7 protein-coding genes are annotated in these 7,518 nt (G+C 62.7%); 5 read left to right on the top strand and 2 right to left on the bottom strand.

The annotated features are described in order from the left end of the window. The 5 genes from ACNAW0_RS29405 to ACNAW0_RS29425 form a co-directional block, all read left to right on the top strand. A partial coding sequence (locus tag ACNAW0_RS29405) for an alpha/beta hydrolase (protein WP_416291296.1) occupies positions 1-501 on the top strand: 501 nt, incomplete at its 5' end. Positions 502-1,618: 1,117 nt separating this feature from the next. Next, positions 1,619-2,653, top strand: coding sequence for a helix-turn-helix domain-containing protein (locus ACNAW0_RS29410; RefSeq protein WP_416291297.1), 1,035 nt, complete (start codon positions 1,619-1,621; stop codon positions 2,651-2,653). A 787-nt stretch (positions 2,654-3,440) separates the two neighbouring features. Continuing rightward, positions 3,441-4,142, top strand: coding sequence for a hypothetical protein (locus ACNAW0_RS29415; protein ID WP_416291298.1), 702 nt, complete (start codon positions 3,441-3,443; stop codon positions 4,140-4,142). After that, positions 4,139-4,525, top strand: a complete 387-nt coding sequence (locus tag ACNAW0_RS29420; protein WP_416291299.1) for a FlgT C-terminal domain-containing protein — start codon at positions 4,139-4,141, stop codon at positions 4,523-4,525. Before ACNAW0_RS29415 ends, ACNAW0_RS29420 begins: the two co-directional genes overlap by 4 nt. Before the next feature lie 762 nt (positions 4,526-5,287). Beyond that, a complete protein-coding gene (locus tag ACNAW0_RS29425) occupies positions 5,288-5,896 on the top strand; it encodes a hypothetical protein (RefSeq protein ID WP_416291301.1) in 609 nt (202 codons plus the stop codon). 125 nt (positions 5,897-6,021) lie between these two features. On the opposite strand, the gene ACNAW0_RS29430 is transcribed toward ACNAW0_RS29425, so the two are convergent. Together ACNAW0_RS29430 and ACNAW0_RS29435 are read right to left on the bottom strand one after the other, a co-directional pair. Further along, entirely contained in the window at positions 6,022-6,603 is a 582-nt protein-coding gene (locus ACNAW0_RS29430) for a GNAT family N-acetyltransferase (RefSeq protein ID WP_416291302.1), read from the bottom strand. After that, the gene (locus ACNAW0_RS29435) at positions 6,600-7,373 is read right to left on the bottom strand and encodes a GntR family transcriptional regulator (RefSeq protein ID WP_416291303.1); all 774 of its coding nucleotides are present in this window, start codon (positions 7,371-7,373) and stop codon (positions 6,600-6,602) included. Before ACNAW0_RS29435 ends, ACNAW0_RS29430 begins: the two co-directional genes overlap by 4 nt. Positions 7,374-7,518: the final 145 nt, after the last annotated feature.

Below are 7,518 nucleotides of genomic sequence, written 5' to 3' on the forward strand. Positions count from 1 at the left end.
GGACCGGGCGCTCCCCTTCTGATGTATGCCGGCGATGTGGCGGAGCAGCGGGGCGCAAACGTACATCGATACTCGTGGTCCCAGGAGTTTCCGAAGCCTGATCAGCCAGGAATCGAGAGCTGGGTTGGCGGTGAGATCACTCCGCTGATTAACACCGTTGGCGGTCGCCCACTGCTGATCGGTAAGTCGCTCGGCACGAATGCGGCAGCGATTGCCGCCGAAAGGTCCTTGCCCGCCGTGTGGCTCACGCCCTTGCTCACCCTGCCGTGGGTGGCTGATGCGTTGGGCCGCGCAACCGCGCCGTTCCTGCTCGTGGGTGGCACTGCCGACAAAGTTTGGGACGGTGACATGGCCCGCCGGCTGTCACCCCACGTTCTAGAGGTGGAAGGCGCGGACCACGGAATGTACGTACCCGGCCCGCTTACCGAGTCGGTCGCAGTGCTCAGTCGAGTCGTGGTCGCCGTGGAGGAGTTCCTCGACGCGATCGGCTGGCCGAGCTAGGCACCTGGCCCCTTGTGGTGCCTGGCGAAGTGATCCGCGTCCGGCCGATCTCCGAGGAGGGCCGGGGGTCGGGGTCGGGGCGGAGCCCCGAGGTCTTCAGGGTTTTGCAGTCCGCGAGTCTGGCCGGCCGGCTCGGCCGATGCCGGCCGGAGGTCGCCAGCAGGCCGGGCCGGGACGGCGCGGCCCGCTTTGCAGGCCGCCCTGGCTGTACTCGGCACCGAGATCAACCAAGGAAAGTGCTGGTGGAGCCCAGGGGACTCGAACCCCTAACCCCTGCCTTGCAAAGGCGGGTGACGGACGCTGAGCGTCATCGGCAAGCGGCAACGCGAGTCGTCTTTCACTCAGTGCCCGTCGTCCTCTGTCAGGGCTTACCAACGAATGTCACCGCTTCTGCTGACTTCCTGCTGACGCTCCGGCGAGCATCGGCTTCGCTCGGTCGCCGTCCTCCGTTCATGCGGCCAGTGTCGCAAGCCTTGCAGCAGGGCGGAAGCACTCGCGGCTGACGCCTCGCATACAAGGCGTTTTCGACGAGTACCGCATCGTCCGCTGACGTCCACCGGCCCCGGCCCGGAGGCGCCATCCGTCCGCGCTGGTCCGGCCTCGGCCGCCACCGTTGGTGTCAACGACTGATGTCAGGTCGCCGCTGCTGTCGGCGCTCTGCCCGAGGAGGGGGAAGCTCCGTCGGGGGATGCAGCTTCAGGCTGTCGGCTCTGGTGCCGTCACTGGCAGCTCTGGCGGGGCTTCTCTACCCTGTCGCCATGTCGATGGATGGAGTGCCACAGGCTACGCGGCGAGTACGACCACGCCTTCAGGGTCGGCGTACTGCCGCCACCCGGACGGGCTGGCGGGACGAACGCGTGAACCACGTCGCCGTCGCCCAGGTGCTCGGCACCGTCTGAGGCGATCAGTATGCGGCATCCGTCTTTGAAGCGGGGCGGCCTGTTCTCGATCGTGATTAGCGGCGGGACGGCTGGCTTCCTCGTTGCCTGGTCCGAGCAGCATGGTTTCGCGTCACTATGGTGGCTGCTACCGCTCGCTTGTGTGATCGCCTGGGCCTTGTCACGAGTGCTGCACCTGTTGCTTGGCCAGTTACTCGGTTGGGCCGAGCAGTTCGCGAGTGACCAGAAAAAGCGTTAGGGAACAGCATCGCATGAGGGCAATAGAGGTTGAGGAATGGGCGAGGCGCATAGTCGAGCGCATCAGAAACGGCGGACCCGTAGAGGATAGTCGTGTAGAACTCAAACGAGCATGGCCCGAAGACCATGGCAAGGCCGCACGGCGCATTGCCGGCCACTGCAACGCCAATTCAGGGGAATTGCTGCTTTGGCTCATTGGCGTAGACGAAAGCGGCGGCGTCATTGGTGTTCCAGCACAGGATATGGCAACTTGGTGGCCTTCGGTACGTGCGAGATTCGATGGAATGTCGCCAGGAGTGAAAGACGTTGTTGTGGATTTCGAGGGACATGAAATCGTTGCCCTCATTTTCGACGCAGATCGCGCGCCCTTCGTGGTTAAAAATCCGAAGTATGGCCAACAAGGTGGCGGCGCGGTAGAACTCGAAGTCCCTTGGCGCGATGCAACCTCGGTAAGGTCCGCCAAGCGCGAAGATCTGGTCCGACTTCTTGTGCCGCGTCAGAGGCTTCCGGAGGTGAGCGTCGTAGACAGCTACGCTCAGCTGAGTCCGCACGGAGAATTGTTACAACTTCAATGCTCGGTCGTTGTGTATGCAGTAATCCCGATGGGGCAAGCAATTGTGTTGCCCGACCACCAGGCGTCAGGCATTATCCGGATCGGAAATTCCCATGACGCCCTAGGTCTGAACATTGACCTACTCGCGAAAAGGGATGGCTACTTCCATCCCGTACATAACTCTAAAGATGGGCGATTCCATACAGCACTCCAAGGAGATAATCAAGTAATCCTAGAAGGCCCCGGATTTTTTCGGGTAGTTGGAAGAACCTATTTACAAACGACACCCGCCGACTGCGAGCAACTTACAGTCACTGCCCATATCCGGCTCGCCGGCAGTGATCTTTCGTTTGCCGTTGAAGCCATCATGAACTCTCCTAAGCAGCGCCCCCACCCTAAAGGCACCACGATTGAGTGGACTCATAAGCCTCACGCACAAGATGTCAACCCGGCGACTCCTTGACCCCCAGGCAACCAACACGGCTCGCTGACCTGCATCGCCAAAGGGATCTAGCTGCGGCAACCATCCACCAGAGTCCGTGGACGTCCACCACCGCTCGTGCCCGTCGTCACCCAGGTAGTCACCCACCTCACGCTGTTACAGGGAGGACCGGCAGGCCATGGCGTCTCAAGGTGGCTGCCCTAGGATCAACTCGTGACGCACGCCCGCCTTCGCAGGATCTCGGCTTTCGTTGGCTGGGCGCTCTTCCTCGCGGCGGGCGTCGTCGGGCCGTTGCTGCACAGGGGCTTCGTAGCTTGGCTCCTCACGGGCGCAGCCATGCTCGCTATCCAGTGGTCGCGCGGTTTCGGCCGAGGTGAGTCATCCCTACGACAGAGGGCGTCAGAGCCAGCAGAGAAGGCCCTCAGATGGTATCCAAAGTGGTGGTAGGTCCCGCCCCTCTTCGAGCGTGACGCGCACCGTCAGTTTGGAAGGTGCCTTGCATCGTTCTGATGGACGGTCTGGTCGAGGTGCTGACCAGCATGGCGGCGGTTGGGGAACGCCTAGCGGTCCATGTGGCTGCCGTCCAATATCCCGCTGTTGGCCGGTGTTGACCGCTGCGTCGGGCACGGATCGGGCACGTACCCGGTCTGCCTGTTGCATGGCACAGCTGCGGCCCGGTCAGCATCCAATCATGAGCATTTACACCTTTTGTCGGTCGACACAAAGGGCCAACGGGCTGCTAGGCTGGTCGATCATTTAAACCAACCACAGCTGCAGCGAAACTCCAAATTAGGAGTGGGTATAGAAATTGGCTGACATACTCAAGCGCTTTTGGGCGTGGGCGATTTCCCTCGCGGGCATTGTGGGCCTATACATGGGGGCAGAGCAGTTGCGCTGGGTCCCCGTCTTTTGGTGGGTACTGGCTGCCGCCGCAGTCCTAGGTGTAATTCCAGCGGCAGGCAAGAGGGCATTCAACATCTACAGCAAGGTCCAAGCACATCCCAGCCTTATGGAGAAGGTTGCTACTCTGGAATCTGAGACAGAAGCGCTGAGAGAGAAACTGGCGGCAGCAAAGAAGGCGGCCAAGGAATCGCTGCAGGCAGGAATCCTTGAAGGTCGAGCCCAGGTAATCGGAGCGGTTCTATCAGAACAGGTTGAGCCGCCGAGACTCGTTGGAGTAGCCGAGACCGATGGGACGCTTCTTCTAATCGGGGAGTGCCGGAGCGACATTCCTCAGAAAGAGGCGCGCTTCACCGTCATAGGGCAGGTTGTAGGGGAAAAGAAAGGCGCAGTAGAGGTAATTTACGTGGATCAGTTGAAGCAGTCGGTTCACATGCAGTGCATCGAGGAGACCATCCCCAGATTCTGGTCACACCTCCGCGAGCGTGTTTCTTACGACCCTTCCCCGCCAGCAAGAGTGGAACTTGTTGCGTACACGGCCACCGACCCTCAAGTGCAGTACGTCGAGCCGGTTCCTGTTGTAAGCGATGCCAGCGAGGTGGCGAGTTGAAGAAGCTTGAGGCAAAGGTGGCGGCTATCCTGTCGGAGCACCTGGTCGCGTTCAATGCGGGCAAAAACGCCGGCGTCTCAGAGGGAGACACGGTTCGGCTTTACACTACAACGTCCATCAAGGACCCGGACACTGGCGAGAATTTGGGAAGTGTCGGCATTCCCAAGCTTAAGTTCCGCGTGAACCACGTGCAAGAAAAGCTCTGCGTTGGAACTGTGAGCGACTACGAGGAACCTTCACGCCAAGCGAACGTCCTGACACCCCGCCGCCTAAAGACGATCAGCAAAGACCCGCTTAGCGAGGACACCCACTCTGTTTTCGTTGCAGTTGGAGATAGAGCGGTTATCGATATTTCTGACGAAGAAGAAGAGCCGCCGTTCTAGTAGCCATCCCGTCTGCCATCGACCCGCCCTCCGGGGAGCGGGCCGCCACCCGGCCCGCCACGTCAAGCGGGCCTTGACGCAGGTTCGGACGCTGGCGGGTCGGGCGGTGGTCTGCTCGGCTTGCCCGGGTCGATGGCAGGCGGGATGGCCTACCGCAACCACCCACGGACCGTGACCCGCCGGCGCAGCCCCGGCCATCCTGGAGCCGGAGCGCCCCCGCCGGAGGCGCTCTAACCGCAACCCCGCGATCACCGCCAGGTCGCCGACGCGGCCCGGTGTGCGCTTCCCTGCGCCGCGCGGGCTGCTGGTGCCGCGCGGCCCGGCCGGCTGCCGGCCCAGCCCCTCACCGGTCACCCGTCTGTCGTGCTGCGGCGGTCCTCCGGGCTTCCCCGCTGTCCGCGCCAGCCGCCGGGCATCAGGCGTGACGGCCGCAGAGCGACAGCGGCAGCGGCCGGCGCGCGCCCAGGCGGCGGCGCGTGCGGCCCGTCAAGGGCCGCCTTGAAGACGTACAGAAACTTTGAACAACATCGCCGGCAGCCGGCGTGTCGTGTCACGGCACATGCTTGACATTCGCGTCCCACCAGATGCATGACATGATCGCCAATCCACTGGTGCTCGTGCTCCACCTTCGCCAACTAACGTCCGCGTGGTCTCCCGTTGTGAGCCTGGGCCACAATCCAGGCCATGCCACCTTCGCTCCCTCGGTCCGGCAGCGCACGGCGCCACCGACTCTCCCTGGTCGCTTGCTTCACGGCACCTGGGTTGATCGCGGCGCTCGCCGATCTGTTCGCGTGGTCGGAGGCCCTGCCTATGGTTGCGCTGGTCATAGCGGTGGTGGTGGCTGGCGTACTCGTGTGGAACAGCGTGTGGCGCGAGGCTTCGCTCGCAGTGAAGGCCGTTGCACTGGCCACATTCCTCGCGTCCTTCTTCTGGGCAATCGCGATGTTCCAGGCCCCCCGGCTCACTGTGCTCGCCCTGCATGGGGAGCCGGTGGTGGCGACTGTCGTGGACCATGACGTCACCCATTACTCCACCCGCTCAGGCGGATTCGACGTGCACTGCTACAGCCTGCAGCGCGGCGACGGCACGCCCTTGTTCGGAGACATCTGCCGGGACTGGGACGACGAGTTCGCCGTAGGCGAGAGGCTTACCGTGCTGGCCGATCCGAGCGGCCTGATCGCACCTGAAACTCCGGATGAAGTTGCCGACGCCCGCTTCTGGCAGATTTTCGGACTGGTGAGTCTCGTGGCGACCCTCGCCTTGTGCTGGGTCAGCGGCGGGCTCCACCACGCGTGGGTAGCCGCCGCCTCCCGCCGCGACCCTGTCCCTCGTCCACCACGATCCAGACGCCGCAGCAAGTACGAACCCTGATCAACCACTGCTTGCCTAGATCATCTGTCAAGCATGTGCTGGGACGGAAACGTCAAGCATCAGTTAGGACTCGGCACGCTGGCAGCCGGCGGCCGACGCTACCGCGCTGGTCGGACGGAGGCACCTCAGCGACCGGCGTTGAGCCGTTCCCGCACCTGAGGCCACTCCGAGTCGATCACGCTGTAGAAAACGGTGTCCCTATACCTGCCAGTACTCAGAAGCCGGTGATTCCGCCACACGCCTTCCCGTACTGCCCCTAGCTTGGCGATTGCCCGCTGCGACCGCTCGTTGCGCAAGTCCGTCTTGATCGCTACTCGTCCTGCGCTGTGCTCCTCGAACGCCTGCCGCATCAACATGAACTTGGCCTCAGTGTTCGCTCCGGTGCCCCACTGGCTCGGGGTAATCCACGTCCAGCCGATCTCGACCGTTCGATCATGTGGCCGAATGTCGATGTAGCTGGTGCTACCGACGGCCTGGCCGCTGCTTACGCTGATGATCGCGAAGGGAATCCGTACGCCGCGCTCTTGCTCGTCAAGGGCATCCCGGATCAGGGACTCAACTGCTTGCGCCGTCCGGGGTGTTGGCTCGTCCAGGTAGGTCCAGATCTCGTCGAAAGCGGCGGCAGTAACCAGGTCGTCTCGGTGCTCGTAGCTCAAGGGCTCCAGCCGTACAACCTTGCCGGTGAGCAGAATGGGTTGGAGGTTCACTCTGCGTCCACCTCGTAGAGCAGAACGTGCCTGTCGCCGGGCAGAATCACCTGATACAGCTCGATCGGCCGGTCGTTCTGGTCGATGCTGGTCCGAAGTAGCCGCCCGACAGGCGTGGCAGGCCCGAGGTGCAGGCTCGTGGCTTCTTCGACGCTGGGCATCCGCCACGTGATCTCGTCCTCGTAGCGGGTGGGAGTGTGGCCCAGGTCCTCAAGCACCTGGTCGGTTCCCTCTAGGACATCGTCAGGGCTCATGATCTTACTGTCCTGCACGATGTCGAGCGGGTAATAGCTGTCGCCGAGTTGTAGCGGCTGATCGTCGGCGTACATGACCCGCCGCCGGGCCACGACTGGTGTCCCCGGCTCGACGCCGAGATGTGCCGCTACCTCTGCCGTCGCTGGAAGTGTTTCCACAGTGCTCACCTGGTGTGGTGTCTTGCCCTGCGCCTCGATCTGCTGACTGAACGTGTCTCGCCTGCGATCGGCCTCAAGCCGCTTCTTCCGGGATCCGGTAAGTGAGGCGTAGTAGCGCATGGGCGGGTCGGCGCGAACAAAGCTGCCGCGTCCTCGCTGGGAGATGATCAAACCCTCGTTGCGGAGAACGTCAAGGGCGAGCCGAACGGTGTTTCGGCTGGTGGCGTACTTCTCGGAGAGATCGCCTTCGGTGGGGAACCGGTCCCCTGGCGCTAGCTCGCCCGTCTGGATCTGCTCTCTGAGCAGCGATGCGAGCTGGTGGTAGAGCGGCCGAGAGTCGGCCGGGTTGAGGCTCATCACGCTTCCTTAGGTGGGTTGTACCTACACGCTAACAACCCCTTGACGCTCCCGCATCATCCTGGTAGACAAGATGTTGTTGGTACAACCCAACAACATCGAGCAGTCGCCTACGAGGGGCGCGCTCAGACACAGGAGGTCTGTT

Source organism: Micromonospora sp. SL1-18, from assembly GCF_047921505.1.
Lineage (GTDB): Bacteria > Actinomycetota > Actinomycetes > Mycobacteriales > Micromonosporaceae > Micromonospora.